At 49.7% G+C, this 21,068-nt stretch carries 20 protein-coding genes and 1 tRNA gene; 1 reads left to right on the top strand and 20 read right to left on the bottom strand.

Annotated elements, in window-relative coordinates; genetic code table 11:
* Nucleotides 1–9 precede the first annotated feature (9 nt).
* The gene (locus tag A1sIA56_RS02920) at nucleotides 10–420 is read left to right on the top strand and encodes a PaaI family thioesterase (RefSeq protein WP_095673461.1); all 411 of its coding nucleotides are present in this window, start codon (nucleotides 10–12) and stop codon (nucleotides 418–420) included.
* Nucleotides 421–428: 8 nt separating this feature from the next.
* Here A1sIA56_RS02920 and A1sIA56_RS02915 read toward each other — a convergent pair whose 3' ends face one another.
* The 20 genes from A1sIA56_RS02915 to hisI form a co-directional block, all read right to left on the bottom strand.
* A complete protein-coding gene (locus tag A1sIA56_RS02915; protein WP_095673460.1) occupies nucleotides 429–1,148 on the bottom strand; it encodes an ABC transporter ATP-binding protein in 720 nt (239 codons plus the stop codon).
* Nucleotides 1,138–1,914, bottom strand: coding sequence for an ABC transporter ATP-binding protein (locus A1sIA56_RS02910; RefSeq protein ID WP_095673459.1), 777 nt, complete (start codon nucleotides 1,912–1,914; stop codon nucleotides 1,138–1,140). The genes A1sIA56_RS02915 and A1sIA56_RS02910 overlap by 11 nt, the downstream gene beginning before the upstream one ends.
* Nucleotides 1,914–2,957 (bottom strand): branched-chain amino acid ABC transporter permease, encoded by a 1,044-nt coding sequence (locus A1sIA56_RS02905; RefSeq protein ID WP_095673458.1) that lies wholly within the window; start codon nucleotides 2,955–2,957, stop codon nucleotides 1,914–1,916. Before A1sIA56_RS02905 ends, A1sIA56_RS02910 begins: the two co-directional genes overlap by 1 nt.
* Nucleotides 2,957–3,910 (bottom strand): branched-chain amino acid ABC transporter permease, encoded by a 954-nt coding sequence (locus tag A1sIA56_RS02900; protein WP_095673457.1) that lies wholly within the window; start codon nucleotides 3,908–3,910, stop codon nucleotides 2,957–2,959. The genes A1sIA56_RS02905 and A1sIA56_RS02900 overlap by 1 nt, the downstream gene beginning before the upstream one ends.
* Before the next feature lie 117 nt (nucleotides 3,911–4,027).
* Complete coding sequence (locus A1sIA56_RS02895; protein WP_095673456.1) at nucleotides 4,028–5,179, bottom strand: branched-chain amino acid ABC transporter substrate-binding protein; 1,152 nt, start codon at nucleotides 5,177–5,179, stop codon at nucleotides 4,028–4,030.
* A 171-nt stretch (nucleotides 5,180–5,350) separates the two neighbouring features.
* The gene (locus A1sIA56_RS02890) at nucleotides 5,351–5,950 is read right to left on the bottom strand and encodes an ANTAR domain-containing response regulator (RefSeq protein WP_095673455.1); all 600 of its coding nucleotides are present in this window, start codon (nucleotides 5,948–5,950) and stop codon (nucleotides 5,351–5,353) included.
* A 1-nt stretch (nucleotide 5,951) separates the two neighbouring features.
* Nucleotides 5,952–6,024 (bottom strand) — tRNA-Leu (locus A1sIA56_RS02885).
* 56 nt (nucleotides 6,025–6,080) lie between these two features.
* The gene (pyk, locus tag A1sIA56_RS02880; RefSeq protein ID WP_095673454.1) at nucleotides 6,081–7,520 is read right to left on the bottom strand and encodes a pyruvate kinase; all 1,440 of its coding nucleotides are present in this window, start codon (nucleotides 7,518–7,520) and stop codon (nucleotides 6,081–6,083) included.
* A 37-nt stretch (nucleotides 7,521–7,557) separates the two neighbouring features.
* Entirely contained in the window at nucleotides 7,558–9,012 is a 1,455-nt protein-coding gene (locus A1sIA56_RS02875) for a glutamate synthase subunit beta (protein WP_095673453.1), read from the bottom strand.
* Nucleotides 9,005–13,522: a glutamate synthase large subunit gene (gene gltB, locus A1sIA56_RS02870; RefSeq protein ID WP_095673452.1), complete on the bottom strand. Its 4,518-nt coding sequence runs from the start codon at nucleotides 13,520–13,522 to the stop codon at nucleotides 9,005–9,007. The genes A1sIA56_RS02875 and gltB overlap by 8 nt, the downstream gene beginning before the upstream one ends.
* Before the next feature lie 101 nt (nucleotides 13,523–13,623).
* A complete protein-coding gene (locus A1sIA56_RS02865) occupies nucleotides 13,624–14,334 on the bottom strand; it encodes a VIT1/CCC1 transporter family protein (RefSeq protein WP_095673451.1) in 711 nt (236 codons plus the stop codon).
* A gap of 9 nt (nucleotides 14,335–14,343) precedes the next feature.
* A complete protein-coding gene (gene lgt, locus A1sIA56_RS02860; protein ID WP_095673450.1) occupies nucleotides 14,344–15,150 on the bottom strand; it encodes a prolipoprotein diacylglyceryl transferase in 807 nt (268 codons plus the stop codon).
* 2 nt (nucleotides 15,151–15,152) lie between these two features.
* Complete coding sequence (locus A1sIA56_RS02855) at nucleotides 15,153–15,824, bottom strand: DsbA family protein (protein ID WP_095673449.1); 672 nt, start codon at nucleotides 15,822–15,824, stop codon at nucleotides 15,153–15,155.
* Complete coding sequence (locus A1sIA56_RS02850) at nucleotides 15,817–16,305, bottom strand: DoxX family protein (RefSeq protein WP_095673448.1); 489 nt, start codon at nucleotides 16,303–16,305, stop codon at nucleotides 15,817–15,819. The genes A1sIA56_RS02855 and A1sIA56_RS02850 overlap by 8 nt, the downstream gene beginning before the upstream one ends.
* Nucleotides 16,302–17,105 (bottom strand): tryptophan synthase subunit alpha, encoded by an 804-nt coding sequence (trpA, locus tag A1sIA56_RS02845; RefSeq protein WP_095673447.1) that lies wholly within the window; start codon nucleotides 17,103–17,105, stop codon nucleotides 16,302–16,304. Before trpA ends, A1sIA56_RS02850 begins: the two co-directional genes overlap by 4 nt.
* The gene (trpB, locus tag A1sIA56_RS02840) at nucleotides 17,106–18,299 is read right to left on the bottom strand and encodes a tryptophan synthase subunit beta (RefSeq protein WP_095673446.1); all 1,194 of its coding nucleotides are present in this window, start codon (nucleotides 18,297–18,299) and stop codon (nucleotides 17,106–17,108) included.
* Nucleotides 18,300–18,308: 9 nt separating this feature from the next.
* Nucleotides 18,309–19,082, bottom strand: a complete 774-nt coding sequence (gene trpC / locus A1sIA56_RS02835) for an indole-3-glycerol phosphate synthase TrpC (protein ID WP_095673445.1) — start codon at nucleotides 19,080–19,082, stop codon at nucleotides 18,309–18,311.
* Nucleotides 19,079–19,237, bottom strand: coding sequence for a hypothetical protein (locus tag A1sIA56_RS06950; protein ID WP_190277021.1), 159 nt, complete (start codon nucleotides 19,235–19,237; stop codon nucleotides 19,079–19,081). The genes trpC and A1sIA56_RS06950 overlap by 4 nt, the downstream gene beginning before the upstream one ends.
* Nucleotides 19,237–20,721: an anthranilate synthase component I gene (locus A1sIA56_RS02830; RefSeq protein ID WP_095673444.1), complete on the bottom strand. Its 1,485-nt coding sequence runs from the start codon at nucleotides 20,719–20,721 to the stop codon at nucleotides 19,237–19,239. Before A1sIA56_RS02830 ends, A1sIA56_RS06950 begins: the two co-directional genes overlap by 1 nt.
* The gene (gene hisI / locus A1sIA56_RS02825; RefSeq protein ID WP_095673443.1) at nucleotides 20,718–21,062 is read right to left on the bottom strand and encodes a phosphoribosyl-AMP cyclohydrolase; all 345 of its coding nucleotides are present in this window, start codon (nucleotides 21,060–21,062) and stop codon (nucleotides 20,718–20,720) included. Before hisI ends, A1sIA56_RS02830 begins: the two co-directional genes overlap by 4 nt.
* Nucleotides 21,063–21,068: the final 6 nt, after the last annotated feature.

Genomic DNA, 21,068 nt, shown 5'->3' with positions numbered 1-21,068 from the left:
TCTGCAACTATGACTGAACCTGATTACTTAGCAATCATCAAAGAGCGCGGCCAAGGGGCTCTCGATATCAAGATGGGTATCGAAATGCTCGAAGTGTCGCCACAGCGCTTGGTTGCTCGCATGCCTGTAGAAGGCAATACGCAACCTATCGGCCTCCTTCACGGCGGTGCAAACGTAGTTCTTGCTGAGTCTTTAGGTTCTATCGGCACTCAGTTACATGCCGGGCCTGATCGCAAGATTGTTGGTGTTGATATCAATGCAACTCACCACAAATCAGCAACGAGTGGCTACGTCACCGCAGTTGCGACACCAGTTTCACTCGGTCGCACTCTCTGTGTCTATGAGATCGTTATAACAAACGAGGCAGGTCAGCGAACTTGTACAGCTCGCATAACCTGCCTCATTTTAAATAAGGAGTAAGTACTTACTTAGTGAGCACCTGTTCCGAGGTAAGCCTCGCGTACAGCTGGGTCATTAAGTAGGTCAGAAGCTGCTGCTTCCTTTGTAACGCTTCCTGTTTCGAGAATATATGCACGGTGTGCGCGCTGAAGCGCTTGCTGTGCATTCTGCTCTACCAAGAGAATCGTTACGCCCTGCTTGTTAATCTCTGTGATGATGCGGAAGATATTTGCAATCATCTGAGGAGCAAGACCCATTGAAGGCTCATCAAGCAACAAGACCTTAGGGCGTGCCATAAGTGCGCGACCCATTGCAAGCATCTGCTGCTCTCCACCTGAAAGAGTTCCACCAGCTTGCGCTGTGCGCTCCTTAAGACGTGGGAACAAGGTGTAGATGCGGTCGAGATCTTCTTGCATCTCGTGCTTACGATCCTTGCGGTTGAACTTACCCATCTCTAGGTTTTCAAGGACTGTCATGCCTGGGAAAATTCCGCGGCCTTCTGGAACCTGTGAAATACCAAGATCAACGCGCTCGTGGGCAGGGATCTTATTGATGCTTGTGCCATCGAATGTGATGTCGCCACTTGATACGGGGCGAAGTCCTGAGATGGTTTTAAGGATAGTTGTCTTACCGGCACCGTTAGCGCCGATGAGCGTGACGATCTCACCTTGGTTTACAACGACTGATACGCCCTTGATGGCTTCAATCTTGCCGTAGTGAACGCGAAGATCTTTAATTTCAAGACGCATCTGCTGGCACTCCTAGGTAAGCCTCGATAACTCGAGGGTCGTTTTGTACAACTGATGGAAGATCATCTGCAATCTTCTGACCGAAGTCGAGAACTGCAACGCGATCTGAGATTCCCATAATGAGCGACATATCGTGTTCAATGAGAAGAACTGTGTAGCCCTTATCGCGAATCTTCTTGATGAGCTTCGCGAGCTCTACCTTTTCCGCAGGGTTGAAGCCAGCTGCTGGTTCGTCGAGAAGAAGAAGCTCAGGCTCTGTTCCAAGAGCGCGAGCGATTTCGAGACGACGCTGATCTCCGTAAGGAAGATTCTTTGCAAGTTGGTCTGCGCGGTGATCGATACCCATGAGAGCCAAGAGCTCGTGCGCGCGCGCCTTGCTCTCCTTCTCTTCGCGACGGTTAAGAGGTGTTCCGATAAGTGCACGGAGAAGACCAGTCTTCTTATGTACATCGGTTGCTGTGATGACGTTTTCGAGAGCGGTCATATCTCCGAAGAGGCGAACGTTCTGGAATGTACGCGCAAGGCCTGACTTAGTTACTTGGTGGCGCTTCTTGCCTGCAAGGTTTTCGCCCTTGAAGGTGATTTCGCCTGAAGTAATTGGGTAGACACCTGTGACGACGTTAAAGACTGTTGTCTTTCCAGCGCCGTTAGGTCCGATGAGTGCGCAGATTTCACCTTTGTTAACATGGAAGTTAACTTCGTTGAGAGCTGTCACACCACCGAACTTGATGGTGACGTTCTTAAGTTCGAGAAGTTTCTCAGACATTACATTGACCTCTTCTCTTCAATTTTTTCACGCTTCTTACGTGGGAGCAGTCCATCTGGGCGAAGGTTCATCATCAAGATGAGAACAAGGCCGAAGATAACCTGACGTGCATCAGAGATAAATCGGATGCGCTCTGGCAGGTAAGCCAAGATTCCTGCACCGAGAATTACGCCCCAGATATTTCCGATTCCACCGAATACCACGCAGGCAAGAATCAAAATCGAAACATCAAACTTGAACATATCTGGTGAGATAACCATGACCTTCGATGCGTAGAGAACGCCGGCGGCTCCACCTACTGCTGCACCGATCACGAATGACCAGAGCTTGTAGATGAGGGTGTTAACGCCCATAAGAGCTGCAACATCTTCATCCTGGCGGATTGCTTCCCATGCGCGACCTGGACGGCGCACTGTGAAGCGACGAATCATCCAGATGACGAGCAAGATCATTGCAAAGACCAACCAGAAGAAGTGCTCTGGGAACATCAGATTGAATTCAAATCCGAAGATTGTTGGTGGGTTTGGAATACCAGCGATTCCGTTAGGACCACCAGTAACTGAGATGTTGAGAGCGACGATACGTACGATCTCACCGAATCCGAGCGTGATGATTGCTAGGTAATCGCCACGAAGACGTAGCGCTGGAAGACCAAGGATGACACCAGAGATCATTGCGAACATGATTCCGAAAGGAAGAATCTCCCAAGTATTCCAACCGTAAAGCGTTGAAAGAATTGCTTGTGAGTAGGCACCGATCGCAAAGAATGCAACGAAGCCGAGGTCAAGAAGACCAGACTTACCAACCACGATATTGAGACCGAGGGCCATCAAGATAAACATTCCAACTGGGTAGACAAGTACGTTCTGGAATGAAGTGATTGGAGTATTAAGGAAGCTCGTTGGGCCCCACTCAGCTGAGAATGGAAGCAGGCCAACGATGAGAATCATTGTGAGAACAAAGGCAGTACGAACCGGACGGCTCCAGCCTGACCAGATCTCGGCGCCTTTATCGCGAAGGTTGAAGTTTCTTAATGCGTTCATCATGTCCTCGTCTGCTGTACTGCCTCACCAAAGAGGCCATTAGGTTTAAAGAGAAGAATAAGAACTAGGACTACGAAGACAGTTACTGCCTTCCATTGCGAACCAAGGACTGCCGAAGCGAATTGCTCCATCATTCCTAGCGCAAGACCGCCGTAGAAAGCGCCGCGAAGGTTTCCGATTCCACCGAGGACCGCTGCAGTAAATGCTGCGATACCCATGTTGAATCCGACGTTGAAGACGGTGTTTTCATAGACAGTTGTGTAGAGGAATGCTGCGGCTCCTGTAGTGAGACCACCGATAAGGAATGTCATTGAAATAACGCGGTTGATGTTGATACCCATCAACTTCGCATTCTCTTCTGACATCGATACAGCGCGGATTGCCTTACCAAGACGTGATCGGTTAACGAATTGATCGAGGGCAACGAAGATGATGATGGGAGCAACAATCGCAAGGACTGTATCGATGCGGAAGTTAGCTCCTGCAATCTCGCCGAATGACCACTTCTCGAGAAGACGAGGAGCAGTTGCAGGACGTGATTCGGTGATCATGCGCATTCCTTCGAGAAGGAAGATTGATACACCAATTGCAGAGATCAGAGATGCGAGACGGTTTGCACCGCGAGCTCGCAATCGTCGATATGCAACGAGTTCTACGAGTACAGCCAGTACCGCACATGCAATCATCGAACCAACGAGGGCGATGACCATTGTGTAGACCAGCTCAAAGCCATGTAGTGGCTGAGCATTTACTGGATGTCCGAGGACCGTGATTTCAACCCAGAGAACCGCAAAGGTTCCGAGCATAAATACTTCTGAGTTTGCAAAGTTAATGAGTCTCAAAACTCCGTACACCATGGTGTACCCGAGCGAGACGAGAGAATAAATAAGACCGAGAGCTAGACCCTGAAGAACAAGGGACCAGAACTGGGTCGTTACGACTGAAAGATTCATATCTACCGATCTATGAAAGCAATGAGAGTGTTATGAGGAGTGGCCACCCCCGCATTTTATTGCGGAAGTGGCCACTCCCTACTACATAGTGAAAGTGTTGCTAGAAGCAGTTGCTAATTAAGCAATTGCGTCGTAGACGATCTTTCCGTTCTTTACAAGGTAACCACCGACGTCAGCTCCACCGATGATGTCTCCATAACGGTTGAACTTGATTGTTGATCCGCCTGCACCCTTGAATGTTGTGTTGTTAACACATGACTGAATCGCTGGGCGAGTTAGCTTGCCCTGTTCGATACATGTGATGAACACCTGTGCTGCGTTGTAAGCAGTTGCTGAGTAGAGACCTGGAACCTTTACGCCTGTGATCTTCTGGAATGAAGCAAGTTCTGCTGCAGTAAGAAGTGAGTCGAAAGGAACGTCAGCTGCTGTGAGGCGAACGCCGTCAGCTGCTGAACCTGCTAGATCTGGGAAGTCTGATGTGTTAACACCATCTCCAGCTGCAAGGATGCCCTTGTAGCCACCGTCGCGAAGAGCCTTGAAGAACTTCGCTGCTTCTGCAGTGTAACCACCGTAGATAACAACGTTAGCGCCTGAAGCCTTGACCTTTGATGCTACTGAAGTCCAGTCAGCAGTTCCGCGTGGAACTGAATCTGTACCTGCAACACCGATCTTCTTTGCTGGTGCAAGTGCGTACTTGATGAGACCTGCGCCGTATGTGGTCTGGTCATCAACGAGGTAGATCTTTGGTGATGAGACACCCTTAGTTGCGTAACGAACTAGAGCTGGTGCCTGGAATCCATCGTGAGCTACGACGCGGTGGAAGATTGGGAATCCACGGTCTGGAGCCTTTGGATCTGTAAGTGATACAGCTGATGCTGAAGGTGCGACCATTGTGAGGCCAGCAGCCTTGTATGCAGGGAATGAGTTACGTGCTTCACCTGAACATGATGTTCCGATAACGCCGATAACTGCCTTGTTAGCAGCAACACCAGGAGCGATGTTTGCAGCAACTGTTCCGTCGCACTGTGAGTCAGCCTTAATAAGGTTGATCTTTACAGCTGGGTTCTTTGCGTTGTAAACCGCAATTGCCCACTCTGCACCAGGATATTGATCCTGACCGAGCTGAGCATCAGGACCTGTTAGTGGACCCTGGAATGCGAGTGTTACAGACTTCTTTGCAGCAGCTGTTGCTGGAGCTGTAGCAACTACGCCAAGAGCGATAGTTGTTGCAGCAGCAATAGCAAGACCGCTAATGAGCTTCTTGTTCATTTATAGCCTTCCTGTTTTTTCTTGCTTGTGTCCCGGGACAGGGAGGTGTGAAGAGTAATGCTCAACTCACCCTTGAGACAAGGTCAAATGGTCTTAAATCGGGCGTGGGAGGTCACTTTTTGATTACGAAATTTAGAGACTTTCCTGTGGGCTGGGCAGCTGCACAACGGGCTACTTATCGAGGGCTGCCTCAGGGGAAATGACTGCATTTGCGACCTCTTTCATGGTCAAGCGGCGGTCCATTGCCGCCCTTTGAATCCATGAGAAAGCTTCAGGCTCTGAGAGATTGAGGGCCTTCATCAAGATGCCCTTTGCACGATCAATAATCTTTCTCGTTTCAAGACGTTCGTGAAGGTCGGCAACTTCTTCAGCGAGTGATCTCATCTGAGTATGGCGACTAATTGCAATTTCAATTGCAGGAACAAGATCACCGATAGTAAATGGCTTTACAACGTAGGCCATGACTCCGGCATCACGTGCGCGATCAACGAGTTCTTTTTGACTAAATGCAGTCAACATTAAAACAGGTGCGATTGAAATGATTTTTTCCGCTGCTGAAATTCCGTCGAGTACTGGCATCTTGACATCGAGGATTGCTAAGTCAGGTTGATGTTCAGTTGCGAGTGCAATTGCCTCTTCGCCATTGGTTGCTTGCGCTACAACTTCATAACCAGCTTCTTGCAACATTTCGACAAGGTCCATGCGAATGAGCGCTTCATCCTCGGCGACGAGAATGCGCACTGCTATCTTCGATGTAGCTTCGTTGCTCATGTGCCTCGAGTCGGATTCGAACCGACACTATGCAGTGTTTGAGACTGCCCTCTCTACCGTTGGAGTACCGAGGCGTACTCCCCTATCGTATTAGAGAAGAGCGGATACGAGAAACGAGTTGGGCTGTGTACTAGCGATACGCAGCGACTACGCCGTTAACGGCATCGCCTACTGTGTGTACGCGCATAGCGTTTGTAGATCCAGGAATTCCTGGAGGTGAACCAGCAACGATCATCACGGATTCACCGATTTCAGCGCGCTTACCATCGATAAGCATCTTGTCTGCCTGAAGAACCATCTCATCGGTGTGCTTGACCATTGGAGTTACCAACGGTTCAACGCCCCATGAGAGAGCAAGGCGGTTATATGTGCCTTCTTCAGGAGTAATTGCAAGGATTGGAATGGGTGAACGAAGGCGCGAGATACGGCGCGCAGAGTCACCGGATTGTGTAAATGTCACAAGGAACTTTGCTCCAACAATCAGTCCAACTTCAGCTGCAGCTTTGGTGATCGCGCCGCCCTTTGTACGTGGATTACTCATCAATGGGCGAATGCGATCGAGACCGAGTTCTTCAGTGCGCTCGATGATGCGAGCCATCGTTTCAACTGCCTGAATAGCGAATTCTCCGACTGAAGTTTCGCCTGAAAGCATGAGTGCATCTGCGCCATCAAGAACAGCATTTGCACAGTCTGTGGCTTCGGCGCGAGTTGGTGAAGAGTTAGTGATCATGGAATCAAGCATCTGGGTTGCAACGATGACAGGCTTTGCAGCATCGCGAGCAAGCTCGACGCAACGCTTCTGGACCATTGGGACATCTTCGATAGGAAGTTCAACACCGAGATCGCCGCGAGCAACCATGATGCCGTCGAATGCTGCAACAATCTCTACAAGGTTTTCGACTGCCTGTGGCTTTTCAATCTTTGCGATGACCGGAACGCGAATACCGACTTCATCCATGATTGCGTGAACATCCTTAACGTCTGCCGCATCGCGAACGAATGAGAGCGCGATGAAATCTGCGCCTGCGCGAAGTCCCCAACGAAGATCATCTTCATCTTTTTCAGACATTGCGGGAACTGATACGGCAACACCAGGAAGGTTGATTCCCTTGTTGTTGCTTACTGCTCCTGGCTGAATGCACTTGGTGACAACATCGTTGCCCTTTACTTCAATAACTTCGACGGTAACTTTTCCATCGTCGATAAGAATGCGGTCTCCTGCTTTGCAATCTCCGGGAAGACCTTTGTACGTAGTTCCGACGCGCTCTTTTGTTCCTGAAATCTCATCAGTAGTAATTGTGAAAATATCTCCACGAGCAAGATCATGAGGACCATCAGCAAAGCGACCGAGACGAATCTTTGGTCCTTGTAGGTCAACGAGGATTGCCACAGCTTTGCCAGCTTCTTTTGCTGCAGAGCGCACGCGATCAAGGCGAGCCTGGTGCTCTTCATAACCACCATGGGAAAGGTTGAGTCGAGCCATATTCATGCCAGCGGCGATGAGCTCCTTAACCTTCTCGGGAGATTCAACTGCTGGACCCATCGTGCAAACAATTTTGGCGCGGCGCATGTCGGTACCTTATCTGTGCTTAGTAGTTACTTAGAAGTTAGACCATGAGTTGGCGAGTTGTTGGCTCGATAGGTGCAGGAAGTTGAGTCTCCCCTGCGAGATATCGGTCCACTGCAGCTGCCGCAGAGCGACCTTCTGCAATTGCCCACACAATGAGAGATTGACCACGGCCGGCATCTCCTGCAACGAAGATTCCTTCTTCGCTGCTCTGGAAGTTTTCATCGCGACGAATATTTCCACGTTCGTCGAGTTCAACCTCGAGCTGATCGATAAGCGCTGACTTTTCAGGACCCGTGAATCCCATTGCGAGGAATACGAAGTCTGCTGGGAGTTCTTTTTCAGTTCCTGGAACTGGCTCGAACTTTCCGTTTTCGAACTTTGTTTCAACAATCTTGAGGGCTTTGAGATTTCCATTTCCATCGCCAACAAACTCTTGAGTGCTCACAGAGAAGATTCGGTTATCGAGTTCTTCATGTGCGCTTGAGACGCGATAAATCATTGGGTATGTAGGCCATGGCTGTGAAGATGGACGCTCTTCAGTTGGACGAGGCATGATCTCAAGTTGAGTTACGCTCGCTGCGCCTTGACGTACAGATGTACCAAGACAATCTGCTCCGGTATCTCCACCACCCAAGATGATGACGTGCTTCCCTGCAACGTTAATCGGTGGTACTTCGATTTCACCGAGCGCCTGCTTATTGCCCCATGGCAAGAACTCCATCGCTTGATAGATGCCCTTATTTTCGCGGCCAGGAATCGGAAGATCGCGCCATTGGGTTGCACCCATAGCAAGAACGATTGCATCGTACTTAGAGCGAAGATCAGAACCTGTAAGTTCAACGCCGACATTTACGCCTGGGCGGAAGCGAGTTCCTTCTTGCTCCATCTGAGCAAGGCGACGGTCAACGATGTGCTTCTCCATCTTAAATTCAGGAATTCCGTAACGTAGAAGTCCGCCGATTTTCTCAGCGCGCTCGTAGACGGCAACTGTGTGACCTGCGCGTGTGAGTTGTTGCGCTGCTGCAAGTCCTGCAGGACCTGAACCAATGACTGCGATTGTCTTTCCAGAGAGACGGTCTGGTGCAAGCGGCTTCACATTGTTGGCATCGAATGCCTCTTCAATGGTGCGAAGTTCGACCTGCTTAATGGTGACTGCATCGCGGTTAATTCCAACAACACATGCGGTTTCGCAAGGAGCTGGACAGAGGCGACCTGTGAACTCTGGGAAGTTATTTGTTGCGTGAAGACGATCAATTGCCTCGTTCTTATCTCCACGATAGATGAGGTCATTCCATTCTGGGATGAGGTTACCGAGCGGGCAACCGTTATGACAGAAAGGAATGCCGCAATCCATGCAACGACCAGCTTGCTTCTGCAAGTGCTCGAAAGATTGCGGTTCGTAGACTTCACGCCAATCTTGAATACGAATATCTACGGGACGTCGCTTTGGAGTCTCGCGAGGTGTGGTCATAAAACCCTTTGGATCAGCCATTTGCTGCTACCTCCATGATGTATTCATCGACTGGTAAACCTTCTTTAGTTGCACGCTCAATTGCTGCAAGTACCTTTGCGTAATCGCGAGGCATGATGAGTGAGAAGCGTGAGATTTCTGTATCCCAGTTAGAAAGTAACGCTGCTGCGACTTCTGAACCAGTCTCAACATGGAATGAAGAGACGATTGCTTTGAGATTCTCGCGTTGATCTGCAGGAACAGCCAAGATATCAACCATCTCGGTGTTAACCACTGCTGTATTGAGATCGAGAACAAATGCGCGACCACCGGACATACCTGCTGCAATATTGCGACCAGTCTGTCCGAGGATGACAACAGTTCCGCCAGTCATGTATTCGAGTGCGTGATCGCCCACGCCTTCGACGACTGCAATGGCTCCTGAGTTACGTACACAGAAACGTTCTCCAGCTAAACCACGGATGAAGATGTCACCTGATGTTGCGCCATAGCCAATGACGTTTCCTGCGATGACGTTCTTCTCGGATTTAAAGGTTGCCTTCTCATCTGGGCGAACAACAACGCGTCCACCAGAGATGCCCTTGCCGACATAGTCATTTGAATCACCGTAGAGGCGGATTGATACACCTTGTGGCAAGAATGCACCGAGTGATTGACCCGCTGAACCATGCAGAGTGACATCGATTGTTCCGACAGGAAGTCCTTCGGCGCCATAGCGACGAGTAACTTCGGCGCCCAACATCGTTCCGACGGTGCGGTTCACGTTACGGACAGGAAGATCGATTCGAACAGCTTCCTTCTTTTCAAGGGCTGCCTTCGAAAGTTCGATGAGCTGGTTATCGAGCGCTGCAGCTAAACCGTGATCCTGCTTCGTTGTGTTGTGTAGTGGTGAATCAACATCTGGACGAACAAGAAGTGGAGAGAGATCAAGACCGCTCGCCTTCCAGTGATCGACGGCATCGCGAGTATCGAGATATTCGACATGTCCGATTGCTTCTTGCAATGTGCGGAAACCAAGGGAAGCCAAGATTTCGCGAACTTCCTCTGCGATGTATTCGAAGAAGGTTTCAACGAATTCAGGCTTTCCGGAGAACTTTTTGCGAAGCTCTGGATTCTGTGTTGCGACGCCGACTGGACATGTATCTAAGTGGCAGACGCGCATCATGATGCAACCTGAAACAACGAGTGGAGCTGTTGCAAATCCATATTCTTCAGCGCCAAGAAGTGCTGCGATAACAACATCGCGACCTGTCTTGAGCTGGCCATCTGCCTGAACAACGATGCGATCACGCAAGTTGTTGAGAAGAAGAGTCTGTTGCGTCTCAGCAAGGCCGAGCTCCCAAGGAGCACCAGCGTGCTTAAGAGATGTCAGAGGTGATGCACCAGTTCCGCCATCGTGACCTGAAATCAAGACAACGTCTGCATGCGCCTTTGAAACACCAGCTGCAACTGTTCCGACGCCAACTTCAGCAACAAGTTTGACGTGGACACGTGCATCCTTATTTGCGTTCTTAAGGTCGTGAATCAATTGAGCAAGATCTTCAATCGAATAAATATCGTGGTGAGGTGGTGGAGAAATAAGTCCCACACCCGGAGTTGAGTAACGAGCTTTCGCTACCCATGGATAGACCTTGTAGCCAGGAAGCTGTCCGCCTTCGCCAGGCTTCGCTCCTTGTGCGATCTTGATCTGAATATCTGTTGCATTGATGAGGTAATTACTGGTTACACCGAAACGACCAGATGCAACCTGCTTGATTGCGCTCTTCTTAGAGTCACCATTTGCCATGGGAATAAAGCGAGCAGGATCTTCTCCACCTTCGCCGGTATTGGACTTTGCGCCCAAACGATTCATAGCGATGGCAAGTGTTTCGTGAACTTCTTGTGAAACAGAACCGTATGACATCGCACCAGTTGAGAAGCGCTTTACGATTTCAGAGATTGGCTCGACTTCATCGATAGAAATTGGTGCGCGTTCTCTATCTTTAAATTTGAAGAGTCCGCGTAGAGTCATGAGCGTTTTGCTCTGATCATTGACCTTATCTGTGTAGCGCTTGAAGATGTCATAACGCTTATTACGAGTTGAGTGCTGAAGCGCAAAGACAGTTTCAGGGTTGAACAAGTGTGGTTCGCCATCGCGACGCCACTGGTACTCGCCACCTACAGCAAGACGCTTTGCGCCAGGAATTTCTCCGCCTACAGGGTATGCAAAGTGGTGGCGCTTAATGGTCTCTTCTGCAATCACATCGAGATCGACGCCACCAAGTCGTGACGTTGTTCCAACGAAGAATTCGTCGACAACATCTTGTGCGAGACCGATCGCTTCAAATACCTGCGCGCCTGTGTAAGAAGCGATAGTTGAGATACCCATCTTGGACATCACCTTAAGAACACCCTTACCGAGCGCCTTGATGACATTGCGAACTGCCTTTTCAGGAGCAATGCCTGTGATGATTCCTTGATTGACGAGATCTTCTGCAGTCTCCATAACAAGATATGGGTTTACCGCTGCTGCGCCGTAACCAATAAGAAGAGCAACATGATGAACTTCGCGCACATCGCCAGCTTCAACAACGAGACCGACCTTGGTACGTGTCTTCTCGCGGATGAGGTGGTGGTGGACTGCTGCTGTAAGTAGGAGTGATGGAATTGGGCAATCTTCTGCATCGCCATCGCGGTCAGAGAGAACAATGACGCGTGCGCCATTGGAAATTGCATCTGAAACTTCGCGCTTGATTTCTTCAAGGCGAGTACGAAGTGTGTTTCCATCTCCTGTTACTGGGAATAGGCCACGAACAACATATGCCTCGAGCTCTGGATAGTCATCATCTGCGTTAACGTGAATAATTTTTGCAAGTTCATCATTATCAATAACTGGGAATGCAAGAGAGATCTGCTTGCAAGATTCTGGGCCTGGATCGAGCAAGTTGTGCTCTGGACCAATTGATCCGCCAAGGCTTGTTACCAACTCTTCACGGATTGCATCGAGTGGTGGGTTTGTAACCTGTGCAAAGAGCTGTGTGAAGTAATCAAAGAGAAGTCGTGGCTTAGCAGAGAGCGCAGCAATTGGAGTATCGGTTCCCATAGAACCAAGTGCTTCTCCCCCACCCTTTGCCATCGGTGTGACGATGATCTTGATTTCTTCTTCTGTATAGCCGAATGCTTTTTGGCGACGAATAACCGATTTATGTGGGTACACAATGTGTTCGCGTGATGGAAGATCGGAAAGCTTGATCATTCCATCTTTGAGCCATGTGCCATATGGAGCAGCATCTGCAAGAGAATCCTTGATTTCATCATCTTCGATGATGCGTCCTGCTTCGATATCAACTAAGAACATCTTGCCTGGTTGTAGACGGCCCTTACGGACAATCTTTTCTGCAGGGAAATCCAAAACACCAACTTCTGATGCAAGAACTACGAGACCGTCATCGGTTACCCAGAAACGTGACGGACGAAGCCCGTTGCGATCGAGAACTGCACCTACTTGATGTCCATCGGTAAATGTCACACATGCAGGACCATCCCATGGCTCCATGAGGGAAGCATGGAATGCATAAAATTCGCGACGCTTTGCAGACATCGTTGCATGGTTCTCCCACGCTTCTGGAATCATCATCAAAACTGCATGTGGAAGTGAACGACCACCAAGATAGAGAAGCTCGAGAACTTCATCGAAAGAAGCAGAGTCCGAACCTGACATTTCAACGATTGGGAAGAGTCGCTTGAGATCTCCACCAATCAAATCGCTTTCAAGAAGTGATTCGCGGGCGCGCATCCAGTTACGGTTTCCCTTAACGGTATTGATTTCACCGTTGTGTGCAATAAAGCGGTAAGGGTGCGCCAGCGGCCAAGAAGGGAAGGTATTTGTTGAAAAGCGTGAGTGAACGAGTGCAAGTGGAGAGACAACGCGCACATCGCTGAGATCGGGGAAGAACTCTTCCAGCTGACCAGTTGTAAGCATTCCCTTGTAGACAATTGTCTGAGAAGAAAGTGATGGGAAGTAGAGATCGAGAGCGTGTTCTGCGCGCTTACGAAGAGCGAAAGCTAAGCGATCGAGAACAATTCCGGATTCGCCGTTTTTGCCAGCAACAAAGAGTTGCTCGAACTGGGGCATCACTGAAACTGCAGTCTTTCCTAGTGAAGAAGCGTTAATCGGAAGTTCGCGCCAACCAAGAATGGTGAGGCCTTCTTCTTCTGCAATCTTTGCTATTTCTGCTGTGACATCTGCACCTTGTGCAATAAATGCGATACCGGTGGCATATGAACCTTCAGCTGGTAAATCAAACTTTGTTTCTGCGCGATAGAAAGCATCGGGAACGCGAATCAGGATTCCTGCACCGTCACCTGAATCAGGTTCAGCTCCTGATGCACCACGGTGTTCGAGATTGCGAAGGGCGGTGAGCGCCTTCTCTACGATTTCGTGCGTTGCAACTTTATTGAGGGTAGCCACCATCGCGACGCCGCATGCATCGTGTTCGTTTGCAGGATCGTAGAGACCTTGCGCTGCGGGATAGTTCGATGAAAGTGCCATAACCCGTTGTCCTTTTTTAGTGAATCAAAAGGGACAACTTTGGCCCGGTGAAGCGTGGGTGAAACGGTAAATCAGTAGCGAAAGGGTAGCAAGGGGGTGGGCTAGATGCCACTCACATGCAAGAGCTGGCCGATTCCAGCGGTGATTGCCATACCGAGGCAGCCACCGGCCATCACGCGCAAAGTAGGGATGAGAATCTTTGATCCAGCAGTCTTGGCGCTGATGATGCCTGTTGCAAGTAAACCAACAAGTGTGAACCCAATAATGCTCGAAGCCGCGGCGCCGGCAGTCGGAGCAAATGCTCCGGCAAATGGAACCAACCCGCCTGCAGTGAATGCGCAAGCCGAAGCAACTGCTGCTTGAACTGGACGTGCCTTGGTGTGGGGAAATTGGCCGAGCTCATCACGCAAATGTGCTTCAAGTGGATCTTTCTTATGCATCTCGGTGACAACTTGCACTGCAAGTTCGCGAGTTAATCCGCGTTCAATATAAATATGTACGAGTTCCTCAAACTCACCCTCAGGATCGATGGCAAGGTGTTCGATTTCAAGAAGTCGATCTGATTCTTCAATATCATTTTGAGAACGTACTGAGACATATTCTCCAACAGCCATCGACATCGCACCTGCTGCAATTCCTGCAGCACCTGCAGTTACTAGAAAACTCTGTTCGCTTCGCGCCGCAGCAACGCCAATCATCAAGCTTGCTGTTGAGACGAGCCCATCATTTGCGCCAAGAACGGCGGCGCGCAACCAACCCGCACGATGAGTGCGGTGGTGGAGATTGCGTTGATAGACATCTTCGAGCGCCATATTTCTAGCCTACCTCGTGCGTCGCATAATTCGGCTGAAGGCAACGAGCCCTGCAGCAAAAATCAGCGCGGCAACATATTGATTGAGACGAAGACCACCCAGGGCATGCGCTTCATCTATGCGAAGTCCCTCGATGAAGAATCGCCCAAGACTGTATCCGCAGAAGTAGAGAGCGAAGATGGAGCTCCCAGAAAGACGAGGGGTGAGACAAATCAAGACGATCGCAAGGACAGCGCACCAGATCGATTCGTAGAGAAATGTGGGATGAAAAGTTGAGAACTCTCTAAAACCATCTGGGCGAAGATATTGAGGAATCTCGAGGGCCCACGGCGCAGTGAGTGGGCGTCCAAAGAGTTCGCCATTAAACCAATTGCCCCAACGACCAATCGCTTGTGCAAGCAGTAACCCTGGAGCCAGTGCGCCAGCAAACTCTGAAAATGGTGGAAGTTGAATCTGCTGAGCGCGCTTTCTATATGCCAGATAGGCACCACCTGCACCGAGTGCGATAGCGCCCCAAATTCCGAGACCGCCTTCCCAGATTTTAAAGACGTTAGAGATTGATCCATTACTTCCAAAGTAATTTTCTGGAGATGTAAGGACGTGATAGAGCCGTCCACCAATAACTCCAGAAGGAACAGCGATGACAGCAATATCGCCGACAACGCCCTCGACGCCCGAGTGCGCAGAAGTAAAGCGTTTGTCAGCGACCCAAATTGCTACGGCGATTGCCGCAATGATGCAGAGTGCGTAAAAGTGAACAGTCAGCGGACCAATCTCAACTGCCGACGTTGTCGGAGTTGGGAAGGCGTACTTCATATTTATCCGCGTTCGACTGCTGCCTTGAACTTATCGGCGTTGAAGTATTCGCCATTGCGATCAATCTCTTTACCGTTGATAAAGACGGTTGGAGTTGAATTTACATTTGCCTTGGCTCCGGCAGCTGCAGCATTTGATACCCAGCCCTGGTATGCCATGTCATTAACGCATGATGAGAACTTCTTCGATGTGATGCCTGCGGCCTGACCAAGTACTACAAGTACATCGGTTGACCAGACGCCGGTATTTTCAGCTGGCTGATTTGAGTACAGAGCGCGGTGGTATTGCAAGAACTTTCCTTCATCAGCTGAACATGCTGCTGCATTTGCAGCGTTCACAGATTCTTGTCCGAGGAATGAAAGGGTGTGATAAACAACAGTTGCCTTCTTATCAGCGATAAGGGATTCAATGTAATCGCCCTGGAGGCCTTCAAATTGCGCACAGACCGGGCATTGGAAATCTTCATAGATATCGATTACCGGAACACCCGTAAGTTCGTCATTGAAGACGATTCCGTAACCGCGATCAGCTGAAACGCTTGCTGGAGTCTTTGCAGATGAATCTGTCTGCTTCGAAAGAAGTGTTGGTACCAACATGATGAGAAGTACGCCTACAACTACTGCAACAACGAGATTGCGAGTGAAGTTATCTTTGCCTGGTTGTTGTTTAGTCATTATTGCCTTCTCCTGGTTGGGTGAGAGATTTCGGTTCTTCATCGAGACCAAATTTAGTGTGTGGGAAGAGAGTTAGGTACACGGCAAGCAGTGTGAGGCCCGTGTCGCGCAGTAGCGGTGTTAAGTAATCCGCCTCACCTGGGTCAACCTGTCCCCCGCCGCCGAAGCAGCCGCAATCGATGGAAAGTCCGCGTGCCCATGCTTGTGAGATTCCAATCATGAAGGCGAACATCAGTAACCCGCTTGCGAGAGCAGATAGACGAGTTGCAGCACCTAAGACAAGAAGAATTCCGACAGCTAATTCAAAGAATGGGAGGAAGACGCCCATGAAATTCGCTAGCGGGATCGGAAGAAGTTCGTAAGCGCGAACTGCCATCTGCGACTTATCGAGCTCATCAAATTTTAGGTATCCGGCAACAATCAGGGTTCCGCCTAGAACGAGGCGGGCCACCAGTCCAATCCATGGAAGATATTTCTTCATCGACCTTCACGTACTCCTAACGATAATTCGCTGGCAAGGTTCTTTACCGCTTCCAAACCTGTTGCTTCATCAGGTGCATCGAGTAAGGCTTTAATAAATGCTGAACCCACGATGACACCGTCGGCATAACCTGCAACACCTTTAGCTTGTTCGCGCGTAGAAACTCCGAGTCCCACCGCGATAGGAAGTTGAGATGTCTTACGGATTCGTGCGACTAAGTCAGGTGCTCCGGATGAGACTGTGGTGCGTGTTCCGGTAACGCCCATCAAGCTAGCAGCGTAGATAAATCCTCCACAGCGTGAAGTCACTTGAGGCAGACGAGAGTCAGTTGTACTCGGTGCGACAACATAGATCGGATTGATTGCACTCTTTTCAACAGCATCTTTCCAAGGTGCAGATTCTTCAATGGTGAGGTCGGGGGTAATAACGCCAGACCCACCATTATCTGAAATCGACTGAGCAAACTTCTCGACGCCGTACTTTTCAATGGGATTCCAGTACGTCATTACAACTGCTGGAACACCCGCATCGGTGGCAACTTTCAGAGCTTCAAAAACTTCTTTAGCGCCAGTGCCTTGAGCAAGTGATTGATCAGCTGCTGCTTGAATCGTTGGGCCATCCATAACTGGGTCGCTGTAGGGAAATCCGATTTCGATGGCATCGACTCCGCCATCGACAAAAGCTTGAATGACTTTCTTGCAACCTTCGATGCTGGGAAAACCTGCAGGGATATATGCGATGAGCGCAGCGCGATTTTCGGCGCGAGTTTTTACGAAGAGATCATCGAGAGCAGTTGTCATTTAGAGAGGAATTCCAAAGTATTGCGCTGCTGTGTGAACATCTTTATCTCCGCGCCCAGAGAGATTGATCAAGATGATTGCATCCTTGCCTAATTCATTTCCTACTTGAAGCGCGCCAGCAAGAGCGTGCGCTGTTTCGATTGCAGGGATGATTCCTTCAGTCTTACAGAGAAGTGCAAATGCATGCATCGCTTCCGCGTCAGTGACTGCACGATATTCGGCGCGGCCAATGTCGTGAAGATAAGCATGTTCTGGGCCAACGCCTGGGTAATCCAAGCCCGCAGAGATTGAGTGAGATTCAATGGTCTGACCATTTTCATCCTGCAGAACATATGTGCGGTTTCCATGAAGAACGCCTGGTGATCCACCCGTGATAGTTGCCGCATGGCGTCCAGTTTCAACACCATCTCCAGCGGCTTCGAGTCCAATGAGACGGACATCTTTATCACCAATAAAACGATGGAAGATTCCGATTGCGTTAGAGCCTCCGCCAACGCAGGCAAGAACTGCGTCAGGAAGTCGGCCCGTCAGTGCGAGAACTTGTTCGCGAGATTCTTCGCCGATGATCTTATGGAAATCGCGGACCATAGATGGGAAAGGATGCGGACCGGCAACGGTTCCGAGCATGTAGTGAGTAGTTTCAACATTGGTAACCCAGTCGCGCATTGCTTCGTTGATTGCATCTTTGAGTGTGCGCGAACCTGAAGTGACGGGAACTACTTCTGCGCCTAACAATTTCATACGAGCAACATTGAGAGCCTGTCGCTTTGTATCTTCTTCGCCCATGTATACAACGCACTCAAGACCCATCAGAGCTGCAGCAGTTGCAGATGCAACGCCATGTTGTCCCGCACCAGTTTCAGCGATGATGCGCTTCTTGCCCATGCGCTTTGTAAGGAGTGCTTGACCAAGCACGTTATTAATCTTGTGGCTGCCGGTGTGATTGAGATCTTCGCGCTTAAGAAGAATGCCCGCTCCCCCAGCATGTTCGCCAAAACGCTTAGCTTCGGTGATGATGCTTGGGCGACCCGTGTATGTACGGTGTAGTTCAGCTAACTCTTCAATAAATGTTGGATCTGTCTGCGCTTTGATGCGAGCAGCATCGAGTTCTTCAAGCGCCCCGATGAGAGCTTCAGGAACGAAGCGACCGCCATAGGGGCCAAAGTGTCCTGCGAGATCATCGACAGTCGTCATGGCGAAAGACTACCTGCGACCCAGTAGTTCCTGCATGGCGGAAATTGGATTCCCAGATTTCACAAGAGTTTCCCCGACCAAGATCGCTGTTGCACCAGCGTTCTGAGCGAACTCAACGTCTGAGCGAGTTGCGATACCTGATTCGGCGACCCGAATCACATCAGCTGGGATACGCGGAATGAGGTCTGCAAATGCGGCGCTATCGACATCGAGGGTTTTCAGATTCCGTGAATTAACTCCGATGATGCGCGGTTCGATATCCATCGCGCTCTCGAGTTCTTGCGCGGTATGTACTTCAATGAGAGAAGCCATTCCTAATTCAGTTGCAAGATCGTAGAAATCTCTGAGCTGGCTCTTTGAAAGTGCAGCCACGATAAGAAGAACGATATCTGCGCCATGTGCGCGCGCTTCTAAGAATTGATATTCATCGACCATAAAATCTTTGCGAAGCACGGGAATTGTGATGCGCTTTCGCACGGCGTCGAGATCTTCGAGTGAGCCACCGAAGCGACGGCGTTCGGTCAGAACGCTGACAGCAGCAGCGCCTGCTTCTTGATATTGCCCAGCAAGAGAAGCTGGGTCGGTGATTGTGGCAAGTTCTCCCTTGCTTGGAGATGAACGCTTTACTTCTGCAATCACATTCATATCGTCGCGAGAAAGGAATGAATGCGCATCAAGTGCCGGCGCAGTCTCTTCCATACGCTTATGAATTTGCCCCAGTGGAATGCGACGAGCGGCAAGATCTTCGCGAACGCCTTCGATGATGGAATCAAGAACGCTCATGTGCGGTCCTCTGTTGGATCTATTCCCTTATCCATTGCATTCCATGGCGTGAGCTTCTTGGGTTCGCGCTCGTAGCGTGCAGAGAGACGAATTCTTCGACTGAGCGCAATCGCTATAACGGAGACAAGGAAGAGGGAGAGTCCTAATTTGAACATTAGCTGCGCTTCAATTCATTAGCAGCCGTGATTGCGCCAAGAACGGCAGCTGCCTTGTTGAGAGTCTCTTCATTTTCAGATGCTGGATCTGAATCTGCGACGAGTCCTGCTCCCGCTTGAACATATGCAGTCCCCTTGTGAAGCAGTGCAGTACGAATGGCAATACAGGCATCAATATTTCCAGTGAAGTCGAAGTAACCAATAGCGCCGCCATAAAGTCCGCGACGAGTTGGTTCGAGAGTTTCGATAATCTCCATAGCGCGTGGTTTAGGTGCTCCAGAAAGTGTTCCGGCTGGAAAGACTGAGAAGAGCGCATCTATAGGAGTGGAATCTTTTCCAAGCTTTCCGATGACTGTGGAAACAATATGCATAACGTGTGAGTAACGTTCAATGTGCATGAAGTCGATTACTTCAACGCTTCCGGGTGCGCAGACACGGCCAAGATCATTTCGACCTAAGTCAACGAGCATCAAGTGCTCTGCTCGCTCTTTAGGATCGGCAAGAAGCTCTTCTCCAAGGCGAATATCTTCTTCAACGGATGCAGAACGACGACGTGTTCCAGCGATTGGATGGACCATTACTTCGGTACCAGTTACCTTGACGAGCGCTTCCGGGCTTGAACCAACGACTTCGATTCCATCTTCAAATCTGAAGAGGTACATATATGGGCTTGGATTATTGAGACGAAGCATGCGATATACATCGAGTGCATCGGCTGCGCATGGCATTGAGAATCGCTGCGAAAGAACTATTTGGAAAGCTTCGCCCGCGCGAATCTCTTCTTTGGCAATTTCTACCTTAGACATGAATTCTTCGGCGCTCATGTTGCGATCAAATTGAGGCGCTGTCTTTGCCGGAATCTTTGAGACATCTCCAGCAAGGGGTGCCAGAAGTTCTGCTTGCATGCGATCAAGACGAGATACCGCATCTGCATAGGATTCATCGATACGTTCGTTTGAGCCATCCCAGTTAATGGCATTTGCAATCAACGTGATGGTTCCTTCGCTGTGATCCATCACGGCTAAATCACTCGTTAACATAAATGCGATTTCTGGCAGATCGATATCCTTTGTTGAAAGGTTTGAAATCTTTTCTAGTCTGCGCACAGAGTCATATCCCATATATCCAACAAGGCCACCTGTAAGAGTTGGAAGCCCTTCAATCTTTGGAGACTTCAGGTGTGCCACTGTTTTGCGCAGAGCTTCAAGTGGATTCATTCCTTGCGGAACTCCAGCAGGTGGTTTTCCAAGCCATACCGCTACGCCATCTTTTTCAGTCAACGTTGTCTGGCTATGTGCACCGATAAATGAGTAACGAGACCAGACTCCCCCATGCTCGGCAGATTCCAAAAGAAAAGTTCCGGGCAAGTTCTTGGCAAGCTTCTTATAAATATTGAGCGGGGTTTCGCCATCGCCTAGGAGTTTGCGATAAACGGGGATGACGTTGTTGTTCTTCGCGTATTCGCGAAATTCTTCAAGCTTCATCGCGCAATCTCGATATTTCTATGGAAGCAGGTGCGATCGCCTGTGTGGCAAGCAGCCCCGGTTTGTTCAACCTTAAATAGAAGAGCGTCTCCGTCGCAATCAAGAGCGATGGAGTGAACAAGTTGGGTATGGCCAGAAGTGGCGCCCTTTTCCCAGAGTTCATTACGGCTACGTGACCAATATGTTGCGCGCCCTGTGGCAAGAGTTGCAGCAAGTGATTGCGCATTGACGTAGGCGAGCATTAAGACTTCACCTGAGTGAATATCTTGAGCAATAGCTGGAATAAGAGCTGAGGGATCTTTGAGGAGCGCAGAAATCTCTGGACTCAGTTCTGTGCTCATATGCGT

Origin of the sequence: Candidatus Planktophila sulfonica (genome assembly GCF_002288065.1) — a bacterium.
In the GTDB taxonomy this organism is placed as follows: domain Bacteria; phylum Actinomycetota; class Actinomycetes; order Nanopelagicales; family Nanopelagicaceae; genus Planktophila; species Planktophila sulfonica.
The sequence above is the reverse complement of the archived record's forward strand: the minus strand, read 5'-3'. Positions and strand labels throughout refer to the sequence as shown.

What these genes read in the sequence shown, in the direction of transcription:
- A1sIA56_RS02920 (WP_095673461.1), top strand. Translation starts at nt 10, where the DNA reads ATGACTGAACCTGATTACTTAGCAATCATCAAAGAGCGCGGCCAAGGG.
- A1sIA56_RS02915 (WP_095673460.1), bottom strand. Translation starts at nt 1,148, where the DNA reads ATGCGTCTTGAAATTAAAGATCTTCGCGTTCACTACGGCAAGATTGAA.
- A1sIA56_RS02910 (WP_095673459.1), bottom strand. Translation starts at nt 1,914, where the DNA reads ATGTCTGAGAAACTTCTCGAACTTAAGAACGTCACCATCAAGTTCGGT.
- A1sIA56_RS02905 (WP_095673458.1), bottom strand. Translation starts at nt 2,957, where the DNA reads ATGAACGCATTAAGAAACTTCAACCTTCGCGATAAAGGCGCCGAGATC.
- A1sIA56_RS02900 (WP_095673457.1), bottom strand. Translation starts at nt 3,910, where the DNA reads ATGAATCTTTCAGTCGTAACGACCCAGTTCTGGTCCCTTGTTCTTCAG.
- A1sIA56_RS02895 (WP_095673456.1), bottom strand. Translation starts at nt 5,179, where the DNA reads ATGAACAAGAAGCTCATTAGCGGTCTTGCTATTGCTGCTGCAACAACT.
- A1sIA56_RS02890 (WP_095673455.1), bottom strand. Translation starts at nt 5,950, where the DNA reads ATGAGCAACGAAGCTACATCGAAGATAGCAGTGCGCATTCTCGTCGCC.
- pyk (WP_095673454.1), bottom strand. Translation starts at nt 7,520, where the DNA reads ATGCGCCGCGCCAAAATTGTTTGCACGATGGGTCCAGCAGTTGAATCT.
- A1sIA56_RS02875 (WP_095673453.1), bottom strand. Translation starts at nt 9,012, where the DNA reads ATGGCTGATCCAAAGGGTTTTATGACCACACCTCGCGAGACTCCAAAG.
- gltB (WP_095673452.1), bottom strand. Translation starts at nt 13,522, where the DNA reads ATGGCACTTTCATCGAACTATCCCGCAGCGCAAGGTCTCTACGATCCT.
- A1sIA56_RS02865 (WP_095673451.1), bottom strand. Translation starts at nt 14,334, where the DNA reads ATGGCGCTCGAAGATGTCTATCAACGCAATCTCCACCACCGCACTCAT.
- lgt (WP_095673450.1), bottom strand. Translation starts at nt 15,150, where the DNA reads ATGAAGTACGCCTTCCCAACTCCGACAACGTCGGCAGTTGAGATTGGT.
- A1sIA56_RS02855 (WP_095673449.1), bottom strand. Translation starts at nt 15,824, where the DNA reads ATGACTAAACAACAACCAGGCAAAGATAACTTCACTCGCAATCTCGTT.
- A1sIA56_RS02850 (WP_095673448.1), bottom strand. Translation starts at nt 16,305, where the DNA reads ATGAAGAAATATCTTCCATGGATTGGACTGGTGGCCCGCCTCGTTCTA.
- trpA (WP_095673447.1), bottom strand. Translation starts at nt 17,105, where the DNA reads ATGACAACTGCTCTCGATGATCTCTTCGTAAAAACTCGCGCCGAAAAT.
- trpB (WP_095673446.1), bottom strand. Translation starts at nt 18,299, where the DNA reads ATGACGACTGTCGATGATCTCGCAGGACACTTTGGCCCCTATGGCGGT.
- trpC (WP_095673445.1), bottom strand. Translation starts at nt 19,082, where the DNA reads ATGAGCGTTCTTGATTCCATCATCGAAGGCGTTCGCGAAGATCTTGCC.
- A1sIA56_RS06950 (WP_190277021.1), bottom strand. Translation starts at nt 19,237, where the DNA reads ATGTTCAAATTAGGACTCTCCCTCTTCCTTGTCTCCGTTATAGCGATT.
- A1sIA56_RS02830 (WP_095673444.1), bottom strand. Translation starts at nt 20,721, where the DNA reads ATGAAGCTTGAAGAATTTCGCGAATACGCGAAGAACAACAACGTCATC.
- hisI (WP_095673443.1), bottom strand. Translation starts at nt 21,062, where the DNA reads ATGAGCACAGAACTGAGTCCAGAGATTTCTGCGCTCCTCAAAGATCCC.